Below are 21,903 nucleotides of genomic sequence, written 5' to 3' on the forward strand. Positions count from 1 at the left end.
AAGTGATGGAAATACTGTTATTTCGGTATGACTGTAGTGCAGAATGTACATACTTTTGAAGCAGATAAGAAGGGACGAAATTATGCTAATCATTAATGAATATCAGGTGGAGGCTGTTAAAGATCCTTTTCATATTTTGACAGGCGACCGCTACGAATTTACACTTCAAATTGAGGTTGCAGAAGATGATGAGATATTTACAGAGAATGGACTATATGTGAGAGTAATATACCGTGTGGAAGATGACAACTTCGGTATTGTGAAGTATGAGGTGTATGAGAAGGGTACAGATAAGTACCAGGATCTAGAGTTAGAAGATGATGAAATTGCAATGATTGATCTATTTTGTAAAGAACATCTGTCTGACGAATAGTTTGCAGTTAACCGAATGACATTGCTTAGGAGGTGGAATGTTACATGAGACATCAAGTTCAGTCCGTACCTTTCGGATACAAGCCTCCAGCAGCAGAGAAGAACAGAGGCACACTAATTTTTTATGACACGTTTGAACATACATCGGATGCTGAGTTAGATGCTGCTATGCTTTGTGCAGAGAAGCTCACGTTTACCAAAATGGTGCTGTATCCTCTTCATGAAGAAACCGTAAGGCGTATGATGAAGGAGCCTGTAAGTGCTCTGTATAAACGTGAGAAGCGTTTGTTGGAATGGATGGAGGAGCATGAGGGTACCGGGCGTGTTCCGGTAGTTATGGAAGGTTGGGAAAGTAAAAGAAAGAAGTATACCCCGATCGATACCACCTTGCGGTTCGTTACGGAGAAGTACGCTTCACCATACTTTTTATACGTTACACCCGACATGGCTAATCTCTTTGCATCATTTGCTTCGTTTGAAGAGTGGATCGTGAAAATCAGGCTTGTGCTCTCTGAGGAACCAGCTGCTTCAAGGCTCCATCCCAAGCTTCAACAATATAGCCACCGCTGGCAAGTAAGTTAGGAAAGCCATGAGTAATAATGAGCAATAAAAAGCGATAGCCACTGGATATGGGAGAATATTGACCCGGTTCCAGCGGCTATCGCTTTATTTAGATTCTTCTGGTTGTGATGATTTTAGAAAAGATTTAGGCGCAGGGATTTCAAACCGCATCGGTTGGCCTGTAACAGGGTGTTCAAATGCGAGAACGGCTGCGTGAAGGCCGAGTCTGTTGACCATCTTCGTCTGTGCACCATATTTTTTGTCACCGGCAATGGGATGCCCCATATCCTGCATATGGACGCGGATCTGATTCTTTCGTCCTGTTTCGAGCTGGACTTCAAGTAAAGAGAAATTACGATTGGACTGAATTGTTTTATAGTGAGTCACAGCTTTCTGGCCGTCGTTTTCGTGATGACTGGAATACATTTTGAATGTACTCGTTTCCTTGAGCCATGAGGTGATGGTATTCTCGGGTCTCTTCACCTTACCTTCAACGAGGGCGATATACGTACGTTCATGCACCATGTCCTGCCAGTTGCTCTGAAGTTTCTGTTGTACTTCTTCGCGCTTGGCAAACATCATCACGCCAGAAGTATCGCGATCTAGCCGATGAACCACAAAAATGCGTTGCTTCGGGTTGGATTGACGGACATGTGCAGTTAACTGGCGATATGCTGTGATTTCATTTTCATCTTTTGTCGCAATAGATAACAATCCCGCATCTTTGGAGATTACGATGACGTCGTCATCTTCATATAGAATGCTAAGTCCAAGCAGTGGCGTTTCCTCAACAATCTTTTCCTTGCTTACCTTTACGATTTGCCCCGGCTGAAGGGGATGATTATATGCAGTAACACTGCTACCATTCACGGAGATTTGTCCCCGAGCTAACATGGATTTAAGGGCATTACGTCCTTCGCTAGATACATGCTTGATCAGGAAGGGCAGCAATTCGCCCACTTCCAACACGGTGTAGTCTTTGGACTTATCTTTACTCTCATGCGGCGCAGTTGGATTTCCTTTGGAATGGCTTCTTGGTGTAGCAGAACGATTACCGGAAGTACGTTTGCTATACGATGCCTGTCCTTGCTTAGGACGCGGTTTGTTCGTCATGTTTCTTAATTCTCCATCCTGATTAGTATTTGTTCAATATACCATGAGTGAACAGGTATTGCCATGAATCTACGCTCTGCTAAATCCAAACGAGTTCTATAAACTTATGGCTGTGGTTGCCCATTTAGACAAAGGCCGTTAAACTTAGAAATAGTGAAAATGTACATGTGATAAAGAGTTTGTAGTAAGGAGCCAATTGTAATGAATATGGAAGCTTTAACATTGGATCAAGCACAGCATATGCTGCAAAAATATTACGGTTATCCCGATTTTCGGGAAGGTCAGAAACATATTGTATCTAGTCTGCTAGAACAACGGGATACGCTTGGCATTATGCCGACAGGCGGAGGTAAATCCGTCTGTTATCAGATTCCGGCATTATTATTACCAGGATTAACGCTAGTTGTTTCCCCACTTATTTCACTCATGAAGGACCAAGTGGATGCACTCACCACGATGGGAATAGCTGCTGCTTACATTAATAGTACTCTCAGCGGCAAAGAAGTAAATGATCGAATTCGTGCAGCCAAACGCGGGGAGCTCAAGCTGCTCTACGTTGCGCCAGAGCGGTTGGAACTAGACTGGTTCCGTGATGAAATGGCGACACTGCCAATCTCCTGCGTTGCCGTGGATGAAGCTCACTGTGTATCGCAGTGGGGACATGATTTCCGCACAAGTTATCTGGCCGTGGCACCATTTGTTGAAGGATTGCCTCAGCGTCCTATTGTTGCGGCTTTTACCGCGACAGCTACGCCAGAGGTCACGGACGACATGCTTCGACTGCTGCGTTTGCAGGAGCCGCAGGTCTTTGTTACAGGCCTCGGGCGTGACAATTTAGCCATGTCTGTACTGCGTGGGGAGAATAAACGGGATTTTGTGAAGAGTTATATCTCATCCAACAGCCATCAACCTGGCATTATTTACGCGGCTACTCGCAAAGATGTAGATGACCTCTACCAGCGGCTTAGTGGAGCTGGAATTGCGGTTGGCCGTTATCACGCAGGCATGAGTGATCATGAGCGGGCAGCGAGTCAGGAAGGTTTTCTATATGATGATATTCGGGTGATGGTTGCTACAAATGCATTTGGGATGGGGATTGATAAGTCCAATGTCCGTTATGTCATCCACTACAACATGCCTAAGAATATGGAGGCATATGTACAAGAGGCTGGGCGTGCAGGACGTGACGGGGAGCCCAGTCAATGTATTTTGCTGTTTAGCGCACAGGATATTATGACCCAGAAATTCCTACTTGAGCAGAATCCATTGGAGTCAGAGCGTAAACATAACGACTACCGAAAGCTCCAGCAAATGGTAGACTATTGTTATACGACACGCTGTCTTCGTAATGCAATGCTCGATTATTTTGGAGAAGAACATACGGACGAGCCATGTGGAATATGCAGTTCCTGTACGGATGAACGTGAGTTAATTGATATGACCGTTGATGCTCAGAAAATTTTCTCATGTATACACCGAATGCGAGAGCGCTTTGGGGTATCGATGGTAGCATCCGTTCTCAAAGGATCACGTAACAAAAAAGTACTTCAATACGGATTTGATAGCTTATCTACCTATGGAGCCATGGCGAATCGCACAGAGAAAGACATTTCTGAAATCATCAATGTGATGGCCTCGGAAGGTTATTTGTCCCTCTCAGAAGGACAGTATCCTGTACTACGTCTTCAGCCACTAGCGGCTGATGTGCTGAAGGGTCAGAGACAAGTCATGCAGCGGATGGTCCGTCCATCGGCATCAGGATCGGGGACATCTGCACGCTCTAGAGGAACACGAGGTGGAGATCACTCACCATCGGCTGTGAATGAGACTGTATTCGAGCAACTTCGCCTTATTCGGCGTGAGCTTGCGGGGAAGGAGCATGTTCCTTCTTACATTATTTTCAACGATGCTACTCTGCGTGAGATGAGTGTGGTATGCCCACGTACAGAATATGAAATGCTGAATGTAAAAGGCGTCGGCGAAGTGAAGTTCCGCAAGTACGGCCAACCGTTTCTTGATTTCTTCACCCAACAGAGCGATGACAGCTATGACGGTAATTATGAATAGAAGAAGGTCGTGACCCATGAAGGTTATTTTATCTACACTAAATGCCAAGTACATCCATACTTCCTTAGCCATTCGTTTATTAAAAGCGTATAGCCAGCATGAGTTTGATATTGAACTTACAGAGTACACGATTAAAGATCCTGTAATGAATATTGTTTCGGATTTGTTCCAACGCAAACCTGATATGATTGGTTTCTCTTGTTATATTTGGAATATCGAAGAGACGATTAAAGTGATTGAAATTGTCAAAAAGGTAATGCCCGAAGTTACCATTGTACTTGGTGGACCTGAGGTGTCCTATGACACCTATGAATGGATGCAGCGTATCCAAGGCGTAGACTTCATCGTCATGGGTGATGGGGAAGAGACTCTTCATCATCTGATGCAGGTCATGAATGGTGAACAGAAGTATCACTTTGTTTATGGAGTTGCTTACCGTAAAGAGGGAGAAATCATCATTAATCCTCCTCGGCCGAAAAGTGAGTTGGACTCGCTCCCGACCCCCCACCGTTTTGCCGAAGATATTCCGGATCTTGGTAAACGAATTGTTTATTTTGAAACGAGCCGCGGCTGTCCTTTTCAATGCCAGTTCTGTCTATCCAGTATTGAATCTGGCGTACGGTATTATGATATAGAACGTGTGAAAGCGGATATTACGTATCTGATAGACCATGGCGCCAAAATCATTAAATTCTTAGATCGAACTTTTAATATAAACCGCACCTATGCGATGGAGATGTTTGAGTTCCTCATTGAGCATAACCGTGGTTGTGTGTTCCAATTTGAAATTACGGCGGATATTATGCGGCCAGAAGTGCTGCAATTTTTGGCGGATAATGCACCTCCGGGTATCTTCCGTTTTGAAATTGGTGTTCAGTCTACGAACGATCCAACCAACGTACTTGTGAAACGCCGTCAAAACTTTGAGAAGCTGTCTCGTACCGTTAATATTATCAAGAACAGCGGCAAGATTGATCAGCATCTAGACTTGATTGCGGGTCTGCCAGAAGAAGATTATGCTACATTCCGTAAAACGTTTAATGACGTATTTGCGCTTGGCCCTGAGGAACTTCAGCTTGGGTTCTTAAAAATGTTACGTGGTACTGGTTTACGTCGAGATGCTGAGAAGTATAATTACACCTATATGGATCAGGCTCCGTATGAAATTTTAGGGAGTCATAAGCTTCCGTTCGGAGATATTGTACGTTTGAAAAGGCTTGAGGACGTCTTAGAGAAGTATTGGAATGCACATCGAATGGACCACACGGTTACTTATTTAATTAAGTATGAGTTCGAATCTCCATTTGATTTCTTCCAGCAGTTCGGTGATTTCTGGGAAGGTCAAGGCTGGCAGAAGATTGGTCATCAGTTAGAGGATTTGTTTACGCGTCTCACGGCGTTTCTGCATAATAGGGAAACCACAAATATGGAGATCATACTAGGCTTGATGAAGCTGGATTACTTCATGAATCACAAGTACAAGCCACGTAAGATTTGGTGGGAGGAACCCCTTCGTAAGGAGGAGTGGAGTGTATGGATGAAGAAGCTAGCTGAGAACCCTGAGCAGGTATCGACTTCTTTCGCAGCGCTTGGTTTGAGTGAACGTGATCTCCAGAAGCATGCTGTGTTAGATGTGCTTCCGTTCTCACTGGATCATATGATAACCGACTCTGATATAGACACGTCTATCCCAAAGGCATCGAGTACACTACTTATCGTCTTGTATCAGCAGCAAGAGAACGGACAGCCGATTTACTTCACAATGAAGCTACAACAAGCAGTTAGTTTGTTGTAGAACATAAGTCCGTAAACATGAAGAAGGGGCCGCGATTACAAACTGGATTAACCTTCTTTCATATCAAAAAGTCACCGTATCTAATAGATGATGGAATCATCTGTTAGGCTCGGTGACTTTTTTGTTATACATCTATGGGGAGAGATGCTAATATGCCGCGATGTTCAACCGTTGTCATTACTCCTCTAAGATGACATCTGTTCTCAGATGCCGATCCAGCCAATCTATAACATCATTGGTGACCTCATCACGATTAATTTCATTTAGCATTTCATGTCGACCTTCGGGATATAGACGGCATTCGACATCCTCGATAGATAAGTCTCGGTAAATGGATTCAAGTCTGCGCACACCTTTACCTGACATGCCGACAGGATCCTTTTCTCCGCTGAACATATAGATTGGTTTATTTCTAGCAATACGTGAACGAGTTTCAACTTGTTGTATATCTTGCAGTAGACCGAAGAAGTCTCGGAAGAAACCAGCTGCGCAGATCGCGCCGCAGTATGGGTCTTCGATGTATTTATCTACTTCCTTAGGATCACGGGATAGCCAGTCAAAGTCGGTGCGAGAGGGAGAGAAGCTGCGATTAAAAGCACCAAAGACGAGACCATTCATCAGCAGACTACGATGGCCTTCCCCGAGCATTCGGGCTTGGAGCCTAGCAAGAGACTTGCCAAGCATCAGCCTACTTTGCGGACCATTGGTTCCGGAAAGGATGAACCCATCGTATTTGTGACTACCCTGCATGCTCATTACTTTTTGTACTAAAAAAGATCCCATACTATGGCCCATTAAGAATAGTGGAACATTTGGATGCTGTTCAGCAGCGAATTCACCTAGCTGAATAATATCGGTAGCCATTCGGTTGAAACCATCCACGCCGGCATTACCTAGTTGACTGAGGGAGCCTGCTGTAAGTCCATGACCTCGCTGGTCATGTGCATAAATAGTATAACCGGCAGAAGTAAGCTTTTCTGCGAAGCGAGTATATCGTTCGGCTGTCTCGCACATCCCATGAGCGATTTGCAGAACGCCCTTAATGGCTACGCTGGAGTCCGGAAGCCATTGATACACGTGAACGTGAAACCCCGTAGGGTCGGTCATGATAAATGATTGTTCAATCAACTTCCGATCACTCCTCAATGTAAACAAGAAGATATGAACCTACAAATATATATTCGTATATTATGGCAAGTATGAACGAAGCACTGTGGAGTGTCCTTCTAGTTGATATTGTCCCAGATTAGCAGGGAGAAGGAAGCATTGGCCGGCGGAGTATGGCATGGAACCACCTTGCCATTTCAGCATTCCGCTCCCTTCACAAATGACGAAGATTGTAAAACTGTCAGGTGTTGTTGCCATTGACCAACTACCAGAGACGATACCTTTTTCCACGATGAAATAAGGTGATTGGGCGAGCTGTAACCATTCACCAGGCCCAATATGATCCGTCTTCATCATCGTGGCACCTGAGCCATCATAAGCAGTTACATTAAGAGAATCCTCAATATGTAGTTCGCGTGGCTTTCCATCAAGACCTGGACGATCGTAGTCATAGAGGCGATACGTAGTATCTGAGTTTTGCTGAATTTCGGCAACAACAACGCCGGCACAAAGCGCATGTACCGTACCGGCAGGAATATAGAAGGTGTCCCCTGCTTCAACAGTGACTTCGCGTAGGCTATCCATCACAGTCCCTTGTTCAATAGCTTCCTGCAGATGCGCTCTTGTGACTCCATCGTTTAAACCATATATGATTTTAGCTCCCGGTTTTGCATCGAGCACATACCACATTTCGGTTTTGCCAAGCTCACCTTGCGGAAGGCCCTCATATTTGTCGTTAGGATGGACCTGAACGGATAGATTATCGTTACAATCTAGAAGTTTGATCAATAGTGGGAAGCGATCGTTCTTCTCCAAGGAGACTTTACTGCCGAACCATTCTGCACCGTATTGCTTTCTAATTTGGTCTAGACCTTGTCCTGCTAGTTCACCATTTAGGACGCTAGTTGTGCCATTGGGATGATCGGCAATCATCCAGCCCTCCCCGATATGGCCATCAGGAATATCGAGACCAAACTGCTCTAATGCACGGTCTCCCCATACACGTTCTTTAAATTCAGGTTGGAATTGTAGTGGATATGATTGTGTCACTTCTGCATCTTCCTCTCATCATTTTGCTGGTGGTATCAGTATATGGATCTATCTTTTTTCGATAGCAATTACATAAGGTGCGTCCATTCGTTGCAGCTGTCTGTACACAATGGATTGAGCTTGAACTTGGGGTAAAGATGTAGCCCACTCCGTAACCGCAGTCGCTTCCAAATCTCCACCGGCATGTCCAGGATAGAGTACGGCTGTTATAATACCGCGCGGTTTAAGGAGCGAGAGAGCTACTTCTAACGCTGCGAGCGTACTACTGCTCTCTGTGATCGTGCTTCGGTCTGAGCCTTCCGTGGGCAAGTAGCCCAGATTAAACATAACCGCAGCAAGGCGGCCATAAATGGCTGCTGGAAGGTAGGCCTGCATTTGGTCATGGCTATGGTGAAGAAGGGAAAGGGAGGCCAAGGGTACATCCTGTTCCCGAGCTAAGCGGGCTTTAGTAAGTTTCAGAGCCTCTTCCTGCACATCGAAAGCATACACATGACCTTTTCGTCCTACCTGTTTAGCGAGAAATAATGTATCTATACCGGTTCCCGCAGTTGCATCCACAGCATGATCACCGGGCTGTATCCGCTCGGAAATCAGATGATGCGCAAAGCTGAGCACTGATAAAAACCCCATATTATGACTTCCTCCAATATTTTCCTTGCCAAGTATCTCGGAATTTTAATTCATAATCAATGGCATTGAGTACTTCCCACTTCTTGAGACTCCACATCGGACCGATGAGTAAATCACGCGGAGCATCCCCAGTTAGGCGATGAACAATCATCTCAGGCGGTAGCATTTCGAGCGTATCAACAATTAGTTTTACATATTCATCTTTCTCTAGGAAGCGCAGCAGACCGGCTTCATACTGTTGTACCATCGGTGTCTTGCGCATTAAGTGAAGCAGGTGGATCTTAATACCTTGTACATCCATATTGGCAACTGCACGGCCAGTTTCTAACATCATTTCATGTGTTTCTTGTGGAAGACCATAAATGATGTGGGCACAGACACGAATATTATGCTTGCGAAGCTTCTCCACTGCATCAAGGAAACATTGAGTATCATGGGCACGATTAATGAGTTCTGATGTGCTATCATGAACGGTCTGAAGTCCCATTTCTATCCATAAATAGGTTCGCTCATTGAGCTCAGCCAAATATTCGATGACATCATCAGGTAGGCAATCGGGACGAGTAGCAATAGATAATCCGACGACACCAGGCTGCTCCAAAATAGTTTCGTAATGTTCACGAAGCTCTTCTACTGGGGCATACGTGTTCGTGTAGGCTTGGAAGTAGCCAATATATTTGGCATTTGGCCATTTTTGATGTTGTTTCTCTTTAATCGTATCGAATTGAGTAACTAGGTCATTATGACGTCTGCCTGCAAAGTCACCAGAACCTCTAGCGCTACAAAACGTGCAGCCACCTCTTGCAATAGAACCGTCGCGGTTGGGGCAGGTGAAACCTGCATCCAGCATAACCTTAAAGATTTTATTGTTAAACTGTTCATGCATTTCGTAGTTCCAGGTATGAAAACGTTTATCTTTCCACAGTTGTGGAGAGGATAATGTTGGATTATTTTTCATGTGATGCAAAGCTCCTCTTATATGAACATCTGAAGCGGTAAGTTGTTATAATCTTATGCAAGGCTTATTGTAACAAAAAATACTGTTAAAAGGTATGCAGAGTAGGGCAGTGGGAGTTAATCGCTGCTTTTACAGGCTTATGTTCTCTTGAAATAACTTACACGAAGCGTTATATTTAAAATATAAATCAAACCGTTTCATACCTAAAAATTTAGGGTAATACGGTTTATAGAATTCAGCATAATATTGACGAATACCCACATAATAACCCGTGAGGTGGTAATCATGAATTCTTGGGAACGTAACATTGAAGCAAAGAGTACGATTTCTGTTCAACTGACTCCTGATGAGGCATTGGCATTGACAGGCGTGAAGTTTAATGGGAATGCGGAAGTAGGAGCGACGGCTCGTCGTAAAATACGTGCCGCCTTTGAAAAGAAATTTGATTTTCAGCATCAAGATAAGGTAGACTATCAACAATGAATCCGTTGGACCCCAATTCCAAATAGATTATGAAAAAGAATTTTAAGCTCTATCTCCATTTCGAGATAATGCCTGAAATTCTTTTTCTGTATGTCCTCTTTACATTTGGACAAGGTTTCGGCACAATATTGTAGTTGCCGTTTTATTGAGAACCTAAACGGCTTTAAGTATAAACATGCGGAGGTATGAGATGCGTTTACGCGGTAGAAAAGGAATTCGAGAAAGTATAGAAGGGCAGCAAGGCTTTGTCATTCTAGACCCTCGGTCGTATAAAGGGAAATGGTCTACATTATTTGGTAATGACAATCCAATTTATGTTGAATTCGGTATGGGTAAAGGCCAGTTTATTAGCCAAATGAGTGTTCGCAATCCTAATATTAATTTTATAGGCGTTGACATGTATGACGAATTAATTCGCAGAGCTAGCGACAAGGCTCATCTAGCTTGGGCAGAGCAGAATGGGGACACTCCACCTAATTTAAGGTTGGCACTGGCGAACATTGATTATGCAGAAGAGGTATTTGAAACGGGAGAGATTGAGAGAATATTTCTTAACTTCAGCGATCCATGGCCTAAGAGCAAGCATGCTCGTCGCAGATTGACCCATCCACGTTTTCTTGATAAGTATCGTGGACTTCTGAACACAAACGGCGAGATCCATTTGAAGACTGACTCACAAACGTTATTTGAATTTTCATTGAATTCATTTGCAGATTATGGGCTCCAGATGACGAATATTTCATTGAACCTTCATCGTGAAGGTGTGAATGAAGAACATGTTATGACGGAATATGAAACGAAGTTTGTCGGAAAAGGGGTTAATATTCATGCTGTGAAGCGATTGTCGGAGAGCAGGCACTTCAACGGTATAACGAGCACCGTCTTGATGCTTACCGTATGGCTGAGAAGCCCGCAGCTATGGATGAAAATTAGATAGTTAAAATAAATAAAGTGCCTTCCTTAGGAAGGCACTTTATTTGTTTCTAACATATCAACGATGACCTGTGCACTCTGCATAGGGTGATACCGAGCGATGCTGTCCAGATGTTCTTGCCGCATTCGTTTTATATCTGCGTGTTCATTAATCAGCTTGTTCATCCACCTAATTATCACATCTAGCGAAGATATGGGTTCTCCCAGCCCCATCGCTGTGAAATAGTGGCAGTTCTCCTCTTCCTGACCAGGTAGAGGGTGATGGAATAGCATCGGCATACCCTTGGCCAAGCCCTCCGTACAAGTCATTCCACCAGGTTTTGTAACGAGCAGATCCGAAATCTCCATAAGTTTATCGATTTCGCGAGTGAAGCTAATTAAACGAATATTGGGATGATTATAACGGGAATCTTGTTCCAGTTTACGAAGAATTTTATCATTGCTGCCCACACAGAAAATGATCTGAATTTCATCACTCCACCGCGTAAGAAAGTTATTAATGACCTCATCGCTCATCATTCCCCACCCACCGCCCATGACGAGAACAGTAGGTAAATCCTTAAGGTGGAGCTTTTCTCTAATCTCTTCTTTGCCAGGATGCTCCCAAAAATTTGGATGAATAGGAATACCGGTTACATGGATTTTGGAGACGTGAACCCCTCGCTGCATTAGCTTATATTTCACCTCGGGGGTGGAGACCAGAAAACGATCCACTTCCGGGCTAATCCATGTACCATGAGCATCGTAATCTGTAATCACAGTACACAAAGGTGTATCCACGCCAAGGCGCTTGAGTCTGGATATCACAGCGCTTGGGATTGGATGCGTGCATACGATAATATCAGGGCGTAGCTGATTAACAACATTTTGGGTATGAGTATAGAAAATTCGATGAAGTGCGAGCGTTGTAAGTCGATTAAGCGATTTTTTATATTGATGTCGGTACATCATCCCAACCAGCCTCGGCTGATTGAGGATTGTTTTTTTGTATGCGGTAATAATCAAAGGAGCTACTTTAGGATTCAGAAAACTTCCGAGTTCAAGTACTTTTGTCTGTATGTTCGGCGAGAGTTTTCGTAAATGGCTGGAGAGTGCGTATGCTGCTTGAGTATGCCCTGCGCCGAAACCTTCAGATAATAACAATATCCTTTTTTTACTCAACTGGCATCTCACCTATCCTGCATGTTTTTCCGTATCTTCAAGATATCGACTTTAGCTCCATAATGCAACTGTTGCAGTTGCGACTGAGCTACCGATTACGGCTCCCGCAAGCACATCGGACGGATAATGAAGTCCCAAGTAAATGCGTGAGAAGCCCACAATTAAACTGAGTGGCAAAAAGAGTGCAGCCCATTCTGGATGTGCCATTATAAATGGTAGTGCCAAAGAAAACGCTGCCGTGGTGTGCCCTGAAGGGAAAGAATGGTCACTCAGTGGATTGCGGAAGGTATTGGTTTCTGGCATCGCCATATACGGGCGAATACGCGGATACAGTTTTTTAGCAATCGCCACGGGAATATGACTTACAGCCAGCGCTACAGCGGCTTGAGCTCCTGCAACACGCCATGACTGAGAAGCAAGTATCCAGCAGAGTAGGCTTGTGCATATCGTAAATGTAGCTCCGCCTAAATGAGTTAGATAATATAGGCAAAAATTCAGAAAACGGTTATGAAGACTTCCGTTGATCCATTGAAAAAGCTGCCGGTCCCATAATTGTAATTTAATGAACAAACGTATCACTCCATCCTCCGGTAATGCCGGCACAAGGAGCGGCCGGGCAGGCTGAATTTTCGGGTATTTCAATTATGTCCTTAATTCATCATATTTTTAATCGTAAATGATTTCAAGGGCTGTTACTAATAACACTCTAACAAAAAAATGAAATCGATTAATTTAATAGCAATAGTCTTTTTTATTAATAAAAAAAGAAAAGAAAAACATTTGAACATTCCGTAAGAAGGTTGTATAACCAATCCAACTTGGGAAATGACAAATGCATAACTAGTATACCGATTTTTTATTTAATTTACCATAGCAGTAATCTCGCTATTCTAGAAGTAAATAAGCGATGCAAGGCAGTACTTATTATTAAGTTTACTCAACCATGTATCAAATTTGCAAATAACGTTGTTCTTCATTTTTGTGCTATTAAAGCCTAAATTAATAGGGATAATTCTCTGAACCTTATGTGTCCAGAGAATTATCCCTATTAAAAAACAATTTTTAATTAAATGTGCCAATAGATTTAAGAATGTTTCTTGCAACAGTAAAGTGAGGGAAGAATCCCTTTGAGAGAGGAATGTTAAGTTCATTCTCCAATGTAATAAGATGAGTATTACATTCACTCGGTGAAATTGACTTTATATATTTAATGTTTACTAAAAAGCTCTTATGAGATTGAAAAAGTAAGGGAGATGACTGATTAACTATTTCTTTTAAATTTGAAGTGCTTTGAATTTTATTATTATTTGATAATGTTATATCAACCGAATTCTTACTTACCTTTTCCACACATTTAATGAGATTTTCAATAATTATAAGATTTTTATTATTATATTTCAAAGTTAGATAATTCATAGTTGTTAGTTCTTTTTCAGCAATTTTCGCTAAATATTTTTCGATAATTCTTTTTGTTGCTAATTGAATAGAAGTTAGTAAAGTTTCATACTTTGAAAAGTGTATAAAAAAGGGATTTGTATTTGCGTGAAAAATCGTTTTCTTTAGAAGTTCAGCGTCAATTTGATTATTACAAAGAAAGATCAAATGAGTATCGGATTCTTTTTTAGATAGCTGTGAGAAGATCGCCTGGAGCTGACACACAATATTATTTGTTAACTCTAAAATAAGTACTAAACCATTGTTTTTACTAGCGGCTTCTTGCAATTGTTTAATGTTCTTTAAATTAAAAACTCTATTGTTTCTAAAATGAGGCAATAAATCCGCTATTAAAGAATATTTTGTAGTATAAATAGCGATATCTGGATAAAAAGATAACAAAGTGTATAACCTCCTCTTTGGTTGTATAAATATGATCATACACTATATAACCCTAAATACTGGAATAAGTGACAATATAATAAAATAAATTATGATATTTTACATTTTGCTTGGTTAATACCAAGATATCCCTTAATTTTGATATCTTACTCCTAAATTTACATTTTTTTTAAGAATTACAGTAAGATGATTCTTGTAGGTGCTTACTTATTGCCTGGCCGGCAAAAAAAAAGGAGGTTTTTAATATGGTATGTGCAAATAATTGTCCAAGTGGAATGACAGGTGGTTCTCCTCAACCAGGTGCTGATAGCGGATGTGCGTCAAGCAGTGATTGCGTTAGAACTCGTTATCTTACTCAATACTATACGCCATGTTCTATGAACGGAACTATTCAGGTATGGAAATACTGTAACTCTTCTTGGGGAGCATGTTGCTAATAATTCTCAAAGGTGCCCAAATTCTTGGGCACCAAATTTAAGTATTGAATTAATTGTGCGCCCCTTGGGCGTTTATTTTTCTATATTGGTGTTATTAATCCCTTTCTTATTAAATTAACGAAAAGGAATGAAATGAAATGGAAGAAAAACAGTACATGAAATTTCTTAAAAGGCGGCCCATATCTCAATTACCGATTGGTGAAAGGATGAGTAATGATTTCTTAATCGATCGAACTGATAAGAGAGTGAACATAGAATACGGATCGACAGGTACTATTGTATTTTTTATGAGTAAAACATGCGAAAAATGTGATTTCACAATTATTAGTCAATATTCTAAAATTCTTTATTTTAAAACATATATCTTCCTAGATGCTGATGAACAATTCGTTAATGATATTCAACAGCAGTTCCCTTCTTTTCAGATCCAAAAATCAAATTTAACAGTTTTAAATAAAGAATTAAATGTTGAGGCTGTTCCAATGGTTTACGCCTTAAATAAAGTGGGGCAAATCGTAGGTGCAGGTATATTTAATACCTACGATAGTTTGCTAAGAAAAATATCCCCATTAGTAGAGGTTTTTGGAACAGGGAGACTTTCTCATGAAAGCATTTCTTAAAGGATTCAACCTATTTGTTTTTTCCTTTAAAGAAGTTTGGAAGGTAGATAAAAAGTATTTTTTATTGAATTTAATGCTGCTCATTGTAACGCCTATTCAATTAAATGCCTCGATATATTTAGGTTCAAAGTTAATTAACAACCTGTCAACTATGTCCTTTAAGCTGATGGATGTGGTTCAACTATTACTTATGATAATTAGTATTGAACTATTGATTACAATATTTACTCAAATACAAGTAAAACATAACCTTTCTTTTACAGAAAAATTTAGCATAAGACAAAATAATAGATTGTTAGATTACTTTTACGGTATGGATATGGTGGAGAAAGAAAACCCATCTTTTCATGGTAAAGCCAATTATAATGAGTTTGCTTTATCCAAAATTGAAAGTAATTATCAATCATTCTTAACTTTGGTTTCCGTATTAATCAGTATTAGCTTATCTATAGCTTTACTTCATAAATTGAATATTCTTGTAATAGTGGGCTTATTAATATTATGTATGCTAAGAGGACTTCTCGAGTTGAGAACAATTCGCAATCGTGTCGAGGTAACTAACATATTGCAAACTTCTCATCGTACACATGGTTATTTATTTCAGATGTTAAACAACTTTTCTGTTCATAAAGAACTTATGATTAATCAATCTTTTGAATTCTTAAAAAAACTTTGGATTAAAAAGAAACGTCATGCTTTTGAACTGCAATTTAATCTTGAAAAGAAAACAATTAATTATATTACCATAAGTAAAATCTTATCAGCTGGATGCAAACTATCTCTTTCTTTATTTTGTATTTATTATATTTATAAAGGAAATTTGACGATCGGTGATTATATGGCTATCACAATGGCAGCGCCACTTATTGAATCGAATGTTTTAAGTCTGTTTAATGTGTGTGGAAAATTTTACGAAAATACTAGTTATTTAAAATTTGCAAATGAAATGTTATCTAATGAAATTAATGAAAATGATTCCACTAGGGATGAAATTTCGGAGATAGACAGCATTGAGGTTAGGAATCTTTCGTTTAAATATCCTAATAGAGATAAAAATGCCTTGAACCATATTAATTTAATGATTAATAAGGGCGAAAAGATTGCAATTGTTGGTGACAATGCTTCAGGAAAAACTACACTTATTAAGATTATTTTGGGATTATACCAATCAGAACAAAGCGATAACGTATTTTACAATGGAAAAGAAATTAAGGATATTGACTTGCATTCTCTTTGGAGGAAAACTAGTGTGATTTTTCAGGATTTCACTAAATTCGAGCTTGATATTAGACATAATATTGCTATGTCCAATGTATCAGAGATTAATAATGATGAGAAAATTAATAATGTTATTAAGCTTTTCGGTGTCTCGAATATATTAAATCCAGAAAAAGGCCTTGCTACTGAATTAGGTTATCTTACCGATGAATCAATCAATCTTTCGGGTGGACAGTGGCAACGGATAGCTTTGGCTAGGGCATTATTTAAAGAAGCGTCGTTAGTTGTTTTAGATGAACCTACTTCAGCTATTGATCCTAATAGTGAATTAGATCTGTTGAAAAATCTTATCGAGGTGTCTGATGATAAAACCTTAATAATTATTACTCATAGAATTGGTATAGCAGCTAATGTTGATAAAATTATTGTTATGAAAGAAGGAGAAATAAAGGAAATAGGCACTCATTATGAATTAGTTAAATCCAGAGGTTATTATTTCGAAATGTGGACTCAACAAAAAGAATTATATAATAAGCAAGAAGTGGAGGCTGTATAAATATGCAGGGAATGAATGAATACAAAGAAGTAGTTGATTTTAAGGGAAATAAGATTGAATTTCCAAGTAATCAGGTACAATTATTTCTCTTTGTCTCTTTATATTGCAATCATTGTGTAGAATTCTTACCCCAAATAAATGTTTTGCGAAGTAAAGTTCCTAACATACAGTTAGTTTTATTCTGTAATGGAGATGAAGAAGAACATCAAGATCTAAGTGATTATTTTCATTGGGATTTTCCAATTGTTTTTATTGAACCGGAGAATGCCACTTTGACGTATGATATTGAAACATTTCCATACATGATCTTAATCAAACAACATCAGAAAGTATTTGCTACTTCCTTAACAGAGTGGGAGAAATATGAAGAACTATTGATTGCGGAGTGTGCGGTATGAATTTACCTTTTATCGCGCAGCTACTACTCGCTTTAATATTTCTAGTATCGTCCATATCAAAATGTCTGGAGATTAACGATTTTCGGTCTAGCATACGAGAATTTGGGATAATGAAAAATAATTATCTAATTAAAATAAGTGCTATTCTAATGATTTTCATTGAGATGACTACTTCATTATTAATTATATTTTTCTTCCAACACTTATTTACCAGTTTAATTGCAATTTGTATGATGCTTTTATTTATTGGAATGTTTATTAAGGTCTCTTTGGAGAAGAAAGAAATACGTTGCAATTGTTTTGGAAAAAGTAATAAACCTACCAATAAGTTATACGCTATTATAAGAAATATGTTGATTATAGCTCTAACTATGTTTGCCTGGTATTATCGAACAGATAATCATCAATTTATTATTTCTGAGAAAACGATGCTATTTACTATTCTAATAAACTCAGCATTTTTTATACTTTTAGTTAAAGAGCAATGGTATAAAAGGAGGCAGGCAGTGTATGCATAACATACTAAGCTATATACTTTGCTTTACCTCACTTGTACTCATAATAATATGTTTAATGAAGTTCAAACAAAATAATGTTCTTGAAAATATAATTAGTGTTATTGAGATAATTAATAACAATCAAATAAAAATTACTGAATTAGGAAGCTCTTTCAACCTAATTTTTCTTGATGCCGAATCAGAGCAAGCATTTTTGAAAAATGTGAAGATAATTAATTCAAAAGATAAGTCAATAATTTTCTATCGTGCACCTGAGTATAAGATTAAAATGTTCGAAAAAAAAATTCCTGAGAATATGGTGGTATGTTTAGATAATGATCTAAGCAAAATGATAAATATAACTAGATATCCCAGTTTGTTTGAACTAAATTATTTGAAAAAAACTATGAAAAAAATAGATTAAGGGTGATCAAATGAAAACTTCCTGTTTTATGGTCGATAGTTGCGAAATACAACAGTCAGAAAACGAGAAAAAACTCATCTATTCTTCACCTATAACCTCGTTGAATGTTGAAACTCTTCCTTATGTCAGTAACATTAATGTTGTTGTGCACCTAAAGGATATTAAGATTAACGATACAATTATGATCGAGTTACAAATCTTCAATGAAAAAGGGGAGATTATTGCCTTCACTGAAAAAAATAGCATTGTTGCTAACAAGAATGAATTGAAGACGTATTGTAAAATACAAACCGTTCATTGTAGTGAAGGTGAGTTTAGAATGGTTCTTTTTTGTAATGGTGAACCAAGCTTTGAATTTAATTACATTGTTTTGTGTGAAGATAAGAATATCTATTTTGATGAAATTTCTATACCAGTTTGATAGACGAATATATAAAAATTCGGACCCATATAAGAGTTGCCTTCTAAGTAGAGAGTAACACTTTTACAGGTCCATTTTATATTTATTAATAGAATATTTAGATTTAGGAAAATTAAGTTTTTTGACTTCGATATAAGAAGAGATTAAAATGATTCAAGGGAGAAATTGTGGGTTAAAAAGTTTTATATAAAAAAACTTGTTCATGTTCTGTTTTTTAACTTATTATAAATTTTTTAATTAAAAGATCATAAATAAGTAAAAACTAAAACTAAAGTCAGATGATAATTCAAATAACTGTCTTTTTATTGACGTCGATATACTTCTAACTTAAGTTGAATTTTTTCAAATGCCGATAAAAAAAGAAAACGGCATGCATCATAATTGAAAAGGGATATATTGTATTAAAAAAGGGTTACAGGGGGTTAAAAAGAGAAATGTTTGATAAAATTATGATTGTTCTTCAAGTTTTTTTTGGGCTTATTGGATTGTACCAAGTAGTTCTTTCGTTTTTTGGATGGTATAGAAAAAAAGAAAATGTGTCTCATTCGCCACAAAAAACATTTGCAGTTCTTGTTGCTGCCCACAATGAAGAAGAAGTTGTTGGGGCGCTATTGGAAAATTTGCAAAAGATGAAGTATCCACGAGAAATGTATGATATTTTTGTTATTTGTGATAATTGTACGGATAAGACAGAGGCTATCTCAAGAAGTTATGAAGGAGTTACACCTTGTGTTAGAACAAATCCTGAAGAAAGAGGCAAAGGATTTGCTTTAGAATGGATGTTAAATAAGCTTTGGGAAATGCCTAAGTCTTATGATGCTGTAGTTGTATTTGATGCTGATAATTTAGTTGATGTTGAGTTTCTACAATACATGAACAATGATCTTTGTAACGGAACCAAGGTTATTCAAGGATATCTAGATACTAAAAATCCTGGTGATTCATGGATTAGTGCATCTAATGCTATTAACTATTGGTTCTGTAATCGTTTGTGGCAGTTACCCCGTTACAACTTAGGACTTTCTAATTTTCTTGGCGGTACAGGTATGTGTTTCGAGAGTAAGCTTCTGAAAGAAATGGGTTGGGGTGCTACAAGTCTTGTCGAAGATTTAGAGTTTACAATCCGTTGTATTCAACGTGATGTTTATCCTAAAATTAATTTCGATGCTCGGGTCTATGATGAGAAGCCTCTTACTTTTAGAGCTTCAGCAAGACAACGTCTAAGATGGATGCAGGGACATTTTGAAGTAACTAGAAAATTCCTCTTTCCACTTATTAAACAAGGAATTAAGGAGAGAAGTTTGACTAAGATTGATGCAGCTTTGTATGTTTTCAACTCATACAATTTCTTATTCGGCTTCTTATTGACAATTATATACTACATCAATTTCGTCCTTCCAATGGATATGAATATAACTTCGCTATATGGATACTTCCCTTTATGGGTGGCAATTCCATTATCGATTTATGGGGTAGCACAGCTACCACTTGCAATGTACTTAGAGAAGGTTCCGTTGAAAATGTACTGGAGAATAATCACCTATCCTATATTTCTAATATCTTGGTGGCCGATTACTGTGCATGCATTTTTTACGCAGAACAACAAGCAGTGGAGTCATACCAAACATACTCGTGTGGTTCGTTTGGAAGAGGTCCAAAGCAAACAAGTTTAATTTGATTAAAATAGTTGACAAATTCAATTGGATATGTTAAATTATTTGAGTGTGTTAAACATGAAATGGATTCAAAGCAGGAGCACCAGCTTCTCACCTGTTCTGACGAAAGTTAGCGGGTTGTTGATCCAATGATTTATGAATGTAATTACTTCATGAAGAATTGATCATTAGGGATGCTGGGTGATAAATCCAGTATCCCTTTTTATTATTGTATTGCAAGGTATTACAATTAGCTCTGGAGGTGGACGGTTATCAGTAAGGAACATATGATTAATGACGAAATTCGGGCTAAAGAGGTTCGTTTAGTTGGTGCAGAAGGTGAGCAAATTGGTATCACACCAATTCGTGAGGCTCTGCAAATGGCAATAGATCTTAATCTTGATTTAGTTAATGTAGCACCACAGGCAAAACCGCCGGTATGTCGCATTATGGATTATGGTAAATTCCGCTACGAACAACAAAAGAAAGACAAAGAAGCCCGGAAGAACCAGAAAATCGTTGATATTAAAGAAGTATGGTTCCGAGCGAACATCGACGAGCATGATTACCAGACTAAGCTTCGCAATGTCGTCAAGTTTTTGAAAGAAGGCGACAAGGTTAAATGTTCCGTTCGTTTCCGTGGCCGTGAAATTGCACATGCAAGCATCGGTCAAAAGATTCTGGAGCGTGTGAAGGAAGAAGTTGCTGAGCACTCCAGTATCGAGCGTTTTCCAAAACTGGAAGGACGCAGTATGATAATGATTTTGGCTCCAAAAGCCCAATGAACCTGAGGAGGAAGTACAATGCCTAAAATGAAAACACATAGCAGCCTTAAAGGCCGCTTCAAAATTACCGGAACTGGTAAAGTAATGCGTTATAAAGCTTACAAAAACCATTTGCTTTCACACAAGTCCAAACGTGCTAAGCGCGTATTGTCTGGTAATCCGGAGATGGCACCAGGGGACGTAAAACGCTTGAAACAAGGCTTAGCTAACTTGAAATAGTTAACAACACAATTTTGGGAGGTTTATTATTATGGCAAGAGTAAAAGGCGGATTCGTTGTTCGTCGTCGACATAAGAAAGTATTGAAACTTGCAAAAGGTTATTTCGGTTCGAAACACCGCATTTTTAAAACAGCTAATGAGCAAGTAATGAAATCATTGGTATATGCATACCGTGACCGTCGTAACACGAAACGTAACTTCCGCAGATTGTGGATTGTTCGTATTAACGCTGCAGCTCGTTTGAATGGCTTGTCTTACAACAAAATGATGCACGGCTTGAAATTGGCTGGTGTAGACATCAACCGTAAGATGCTTGCTGATCTAGCTGTTAATGATATTAACGCATTTAACTCTATCGCAACTGTTGCGAAAGAGAAAATTAATGCTTAATTAATTTCATCTATTATACACATTTAAAAAACCGCCCTAACCCGGCGGTTTTTTTGAGGGAAAGAATGATGAAGTTATCATGAATTAGTGATACACACGCATATATTGCATAATAATGGAATTATTTTGCAATAATATGAATATAAGAAGAATGTTTACGTGAAGAATGTGACAATAAACATAACATGGTAATAACAACTTATGTCAACTGTCTTT

23 protein-coding genes and 1 pseudogene are annotated in these 21,903 nt (G+C 39.0%); 16 read left to right on the plus strand and 8 right to left on the minus strand.

Annotated elements, in window-relative coordinates; genetic code table 11:
- Nucleotides 1-82 precede the first annotated feature (82 nt).
- Both JCM16418_RS00350 and JCM16418_RS00355 read left to right on the plus strand, forming a co-directional pair.
- The gene (locus tag JCM16418_RS00350; RefSeq protein ID WP_036645089.1) at nt 83-373 is read left to right on the plus strand and encodes a DUF6509 family protein; all 291 of its coding nucleotides are present in this window, start codon (nt 83-85) and stop codon (nt 371-373) included.
- A 44-nt stretch (nt 374-417) separates the two neighbouring features.
- Complete coding sequence (locus JCM16418_RS00355; RefSeq protein ID WP_036645091.1) at nt 418-954, plus strand: hypothetical protein; 537 nt, start codon at nt 418-420, stop codon at nt 952-954.
- 84 nt (nt 955-1,038) lie between these two features.
- Here the strand turns inward: JCM16418_RS00355 and JCM16418_RS00360 are convergent, their stop codons facing one another.
- The gene (locus JCM16418_RS00360) at nt 1,039-2,046 is read right to left on the minus strand and encodes an RluA family pseudouridine synthase (protein WP_036645093.1); all 1,008 of its coding nucleotides are present in this window, start codon (nt 2,044-2,046) and stop codon (nt 1,039-1,041) included.
- Nucleotides 2,047-2,247: 201 nt separating this feature from the next.
- On the opposite strand from JCM16418_RS00360, the gene recQ reads away from it, so the two are divergent.
- Nucleotides 2,248-4,113 carry a DNA helicase RecQ gene (gene recQ / locus JCM16418_RS00365; protein ID WP_036645095.1) on the plus strand — a complete coding sequence of 622 codons (1,866 nt, stop codon included), beginning with the start codon at nt 2,248-2,250 and terminating at the stop codon, nt 4,111-4,113.
- A 16-nt stretch (nt 4,114-4,129) separates the two neighbouring features.
- Complete coding sequence (locus JCM16418_RS00370; RefSeq protein ID WP_036645097.1) at nt 4,130-5,908, plus strand: B12-binding domain-containing radical SAM protein; 1,779 nt, start codon at nt 4,130-4,132, stop codon at nt 5,906-5,908.
- A 177-nt stretch (nt 5,909-6,085) separates the two neighbouring features.
- On the opposite strand, the gene JCM16418_RS00375 is transcribed toward JCM16418_RS00370, so the two are convergent.
- From JCM16418_RS00375 to mnmL, 4 genes are read right to left on the minus strand one after another with little or no spacing between them, the layout of a single operon-like run.
- On the minus strand, nt 6,086-7,036 hold the full coding sequence (locus JCM16418_RS00375) for an alpha/beta hydrolase (protein WP_036645100.1): 951 nt from the start codon (nt 7,034-7,036) through the stop codon (nt 6,086-6,088).
- A 60-nt stretch (nt 7,037-7,096) separates the two neighbouring features.
- Nucleotides 7,097-8,065 (minus strand): type I phosphomannose isomerase catalytic subunit, encoded by a 969-nt coding sequence (locus JCM16418_RS00380; RefSeq protein WP_036645103.1) that lies wholly within the window; start codon nt 8,063-8,065, stop codon nt 7,097-7,099.
- Between the two features lie 48 nt (nt 8,066-8,113).
- Nucleotides 8,114-8,695, minus strand: coding sequence for a tRNA 5-(aminomethyl)-2-thiouridylate-methyltransferase MnmM (gene mnmM / locus JCM16418_RS00385; RefSeq protein ID WP_036645105.1), 582 nt, complete (start codon nt 8,693-8,695; stop codon nt 8,114-8,116).
- Between the two features lies 1 nt (nt 8,696).
- Nucleotides 8,697-9,653 (minus strand): tRNA modification radical SAM protein MnmL/YtqA, encoded by a 957-nt coding sequence (gene mnmL, locus JCM16418_RS00390; protein WP_036645107.1) that lies wholly within the window; start codon nt 9,651-9,653, stop codon nt 8,697-8,699.
- Between the two features lie 285 nt (nt 9,654-9,938).
- Between mnmL and JCM16418_RS00395 the strand changes: the two genes are divergently transcribed.
- Nucleotides 9,939-10,136: a hypothetical protein gene (locus JCM16418_RS00395; protein WP_036645110.1), complete on the plus strand. Its 198-nt coding sequence runs from the start codon at nt 9,939-9,941 to the stop codon at nt 10,134-10,136.
- Nucleotides 10,137-10,326: 190 nt separating this feature from the next.
- Nucleotides 10,327-11,069: pseudogene (gene trmB / locus JCM16418_RS00400) on the plus strand (tRNA (guanosine(46)-N7)-methyltransferase TrmB).
- A 27-nt stretch (nt 11,070-11,096) separates the two neighbouring features.
- Here the strand turns inward: trmB and JCM16418_RS00405 are convergent.
- From JCM16418_RS00405 to JCM16418_RS00415, 3 genes are all read right to left on the minus strand, one after another.
- Entirely contained in the window at nt 11,097-12,230 is a 1,134-nt protein-coding gene (locus JCM16418_RS00405) for a UDP-N-acetylglucosamine--LPS N-acetylglucosamine transferase (protein ID WP_036645117.1), read from the minus strand.
- Between the two features lie 51 nt (nt 12,231-12,281).
- A complete protein-coding gene (locus JCM16418_RS00410; RefSeq protein WP_036645118.1) occupies nt 12,282-12,809 on the minus strand; it encodes a phosphatase PAP2 family protein in 528 nt (175 codons plus the stop codon).
- A 483-nt stretch (nt 12,810-13,292) separates the two neighbouring features.
- Nucleotides 13,293-14,066: a LytTR family DNA-binding domain-containing protein gene (locus tag JCM16418_RS00415; protein ID WP_036645120.1), complete on the minus strand. Its 774-nt coding sequence runs from the start codon at nt 14,064-14,066 to the stop codon at nt 13,293-13,295.
- A 574-nt stretch (nt 14,067-14,640) separates the two neighbouring features.
- On the opposite strand from JCM16418_RS00415, the gene JCM16418_RS00420 reads away from it, so the two are divergent.
- From JCM16418_RS00420 to rplT, 10 genes are all read left to right on the plus strand, one after another.
- A complete protein-coding gene (locus tag JCM16418_RS00420; protein WP_036645121.1) occupies nt 14,641-15,123 on the plus strand; it encodes a thioredoxin domain-containing protein in 483 nt (160 codons plus the stop codon).
- Nucleotides 15,107-16,897: an ATP-binding cassette domain-containing protein gene (locus tag JCM16418_RS00425; RefSeq protein ID WP_036645122.1), complete on the plus strand. Its 1,791-nt coding sequence runs from the start codon at nt 15,107-15,109 to the stop codon at nt 16,895-16,897. Before JCM16418_RS00420 ends, JCM16418_RS00425 begins: the two co-directional genes overlap by 17 nt.
- Nucleotides 16,898-16,899: 2 nt before the next feature.
- Nucleotides 16,900-17,295 (plus strand): hypothetical protein, encoded by a 396-nt coding sequence (locus tag JCM16418_RS00430; RefSeq protein ID WP_036645123.1) that lies wholly within the window; start codon nt 16,900-16,902, stop codon nt 17,293-17,295.
- Nucleotides 17,292-17,813 (plus strand): MauE/DoxX family redox-associated membrane protein, encoded by a 522-nt coding sequence (locus JCM16418_RS26795; RefSeq protein WP_036645125.1) that lies wholly within the window; start codon nt 17,292-17,294, stop codon nt 17,811-17,813. Before JCM16418_RS00430 ends, JCM16418_RS26795 begins: the two co-directional genes overlap by 4 nt.
- Nucleotides 17,806-18,216 (plus strand): hypothetical protein, encoded by a 411-nt coding sequence (locus JCM16418_RS00440; protein ID WP_036645126.1) that lies wholly within the window; start codon nt 17,806-17,808, stop codon nt 18,214-18,216. The genes JCM16418_RS26795 and JCM16418_RS00440 overlap by 8 nt, the downstream gene beginning before the upstream one ends.
- A gap of 28 nt (nt 18,217-18,244) precedes the next feature.
- Entirely contained in the window at nt 18,245-18,637 is a 393-nt protein-coding gene (locus JCM16418_RS00445) for a hypothetical protein (protein ID WP_148298712.1), read from the plus strand.
- Nucleotides 18,638-19,071: 434 nt separating this feature from the next.
- On the plus strand, nt 19,072-20,310 hold the full coding sequence (locus JCM16418_RS00450) for a glycosyltransferase family 2 protein (protein ID WP_036645130.1): 1,239 nt from the start codon (nt 19,072-19,074) through the stop codon (nt 20,308-20,310).
- Nucleotides 20,311-20,579: 269 nt separating this feature from the next.
- Nucleotides 20,580-21,077 carry a translation initiation factor IF-3 gene (infC, locus tag JCM16418_RS00455; RefSeq protein ID WP_036645131.1) on the plus strand — a complete coding sequence of 166 codons (498 nt, stop codon included), beginning with the start codon at nt 20,580-20,582 and terminating at the stop codon, nt 21,075-21,077.
- An 18-nt stretch (nt 21,078-21,095) separates the two neighbouring features.
- Complete coding sequence (gene rpmI, locus JCM16418_RS00460) at nt 21,096-21,296, plus strand: 50S ribosomal protein L35 (protein ID WP_036645133.1); 201 nt, start codon at nt 21,096-21,098, stop codon at nt 21,294-21,296.
- A gap of 31 nt (nt 21,297-21,327) precedes the next feature.
- Complete coding sequence (gene rplT / locus JCM16418_RS00465) at nt 21,328-21,687, plus strand: 50S ribosomal protein L20 (RefSeq protein ID WP_036645135.1); 360 nt, start codon at nt 21,328-21,330, stop codon at nt 21,685-21,687.
- Nucleotides 21,688-21,903: the final 216 nt, after the last annotated feature.

Source organism: Paenibacillus pini JCM 16418, from assembly GCF_000576305.1.
Lineage (GTDB): Bacteria > Bacillota > Bacilli > Paenibacillales > Paenibacillaceae > Paenibacillus_AQ > Paenibacillus_AQ pini.

Bases quoted from the DNA above. Each gene is read 5' to 3' on its own strand.
- JCM16418_RS00440 (WP_036645126.1), top strand. From the start codon at position 17,806: ATGCATAACATACTAAGCTATATACTTTGCTTTACCTCACTTGTACTC.
- JCM16418_RS00395 (WP_036645110.1), top strand. From the start codon at position 9,939: ATGAATTCTTGGGAACGTAACATTGAAGCAAAGAGTACGATTTCTGTT.
- JCM16418_RS00445 (WP_148298712.1), top strand. From the start codon at position 18,245: ATGGTCGATAGTTGCGAAATACAACAGTCAGAAAACGAGAAAAAACTC.
- JCM16418_RS00360 (WP_036645093.1), bottom strand. From the start codon at position 2,046: ATGACGAACAAACCGCGTCCTAAGCAAGGACAGGCATCGTATAGCAAA.
- recQ (WP_036645095.1), top strand. From the start codon at position 2,248: ATGAATATGGAAGCTTTAACATTGGATCAAGCACAGCATATGCTGCAA.
- mnmM (WP_036645105.1), bottom strand. From the start codon at position 8,695: ATGGGGTTTTTATCAGTGCTCAGCTTTGCGCATCATCTGATTTCCGAG.
- rpmI (WP_036645133.1), top strand. From the start codon at position 21,096: ATGCCTAAAATGAAAACACATAGCAGCCTTAAAGGCCGCTTCAAAATT.
- JCM16418_RS26795 (WP_036645125.1), top strand. From the start codon at position 17,292: ATGAATTTACCTTTTATCGCGCAGCTACTACTCGCTTTAATATTTCTA.
- JCM16418_RS00425 (WP_036645122.1), top strand. From the start codon at position 15,107: ATGAAAGCATTTCTTAAAGGATTCAACCTATTTGTTTTTTCCTTTAAA.
- mnmL (WP_036645107.1), bottom strand. From the start codon at position 9,653: ATGAAAAATAATCCAACATTATCCTCTCCACAACTGTGGAAAGATAAA.
- rplT (WP_036645135.1), top strand. From the start codon at position 21,328: ATGGCAAGAGTAAAAGGCGGATTCGTTGTTCGTCGTCGACATAAGAAA.
- JCM16418_RS00370 (WP_036645097.1), top strand. From the start codon at position 4,130: ATGAAGGTTATTTTATCTACACTAAATGCCAAGTACATCCATACTTCC.
- JCM16418_RS00350 (WP_036645089.1), top strand. From the start codon at position 83: ATGCTAATCATTAATGAATATCAGGTGGAGGCTGTTAAAGATCCTTTT.
- JCM16418_RS00420 (WP_036645121.1), top strand. From the start codon at position 14,641: ATGGAAGAAAAACAGTACATGAAATTTCTTAAAAGGCGGCCCATATCT.
- infC (WP_036645131.1), top strand. From the start codon at position 20,580: ATGATTAATGACGAAATTCGGGCTAAAGAGGTTCGTTTAGTTGGTGCA.
- JCM16418_RS00430 (WP_036645123.1), top strand. From the start codon at position 16,900: ATGCAGGGAATGAATGAATACAAAGAAGTAGTTGATTTTAAGGGAAAT.
- JCM16418_RS00450 (WP_036645130.1), top strand. From the start codon at position 19,072: ATGTTTGATAAAATTATGATTGTTCTTCAAGTTTTTTTTGGGCTTATT.
- JCM16418_RS00355 (WP_036645091.1), top strand. From the start codon at position 418: ATGAGACATCAAGTTCAGTCCGTACCTTTCGGATACAAGCCTCCAGCA.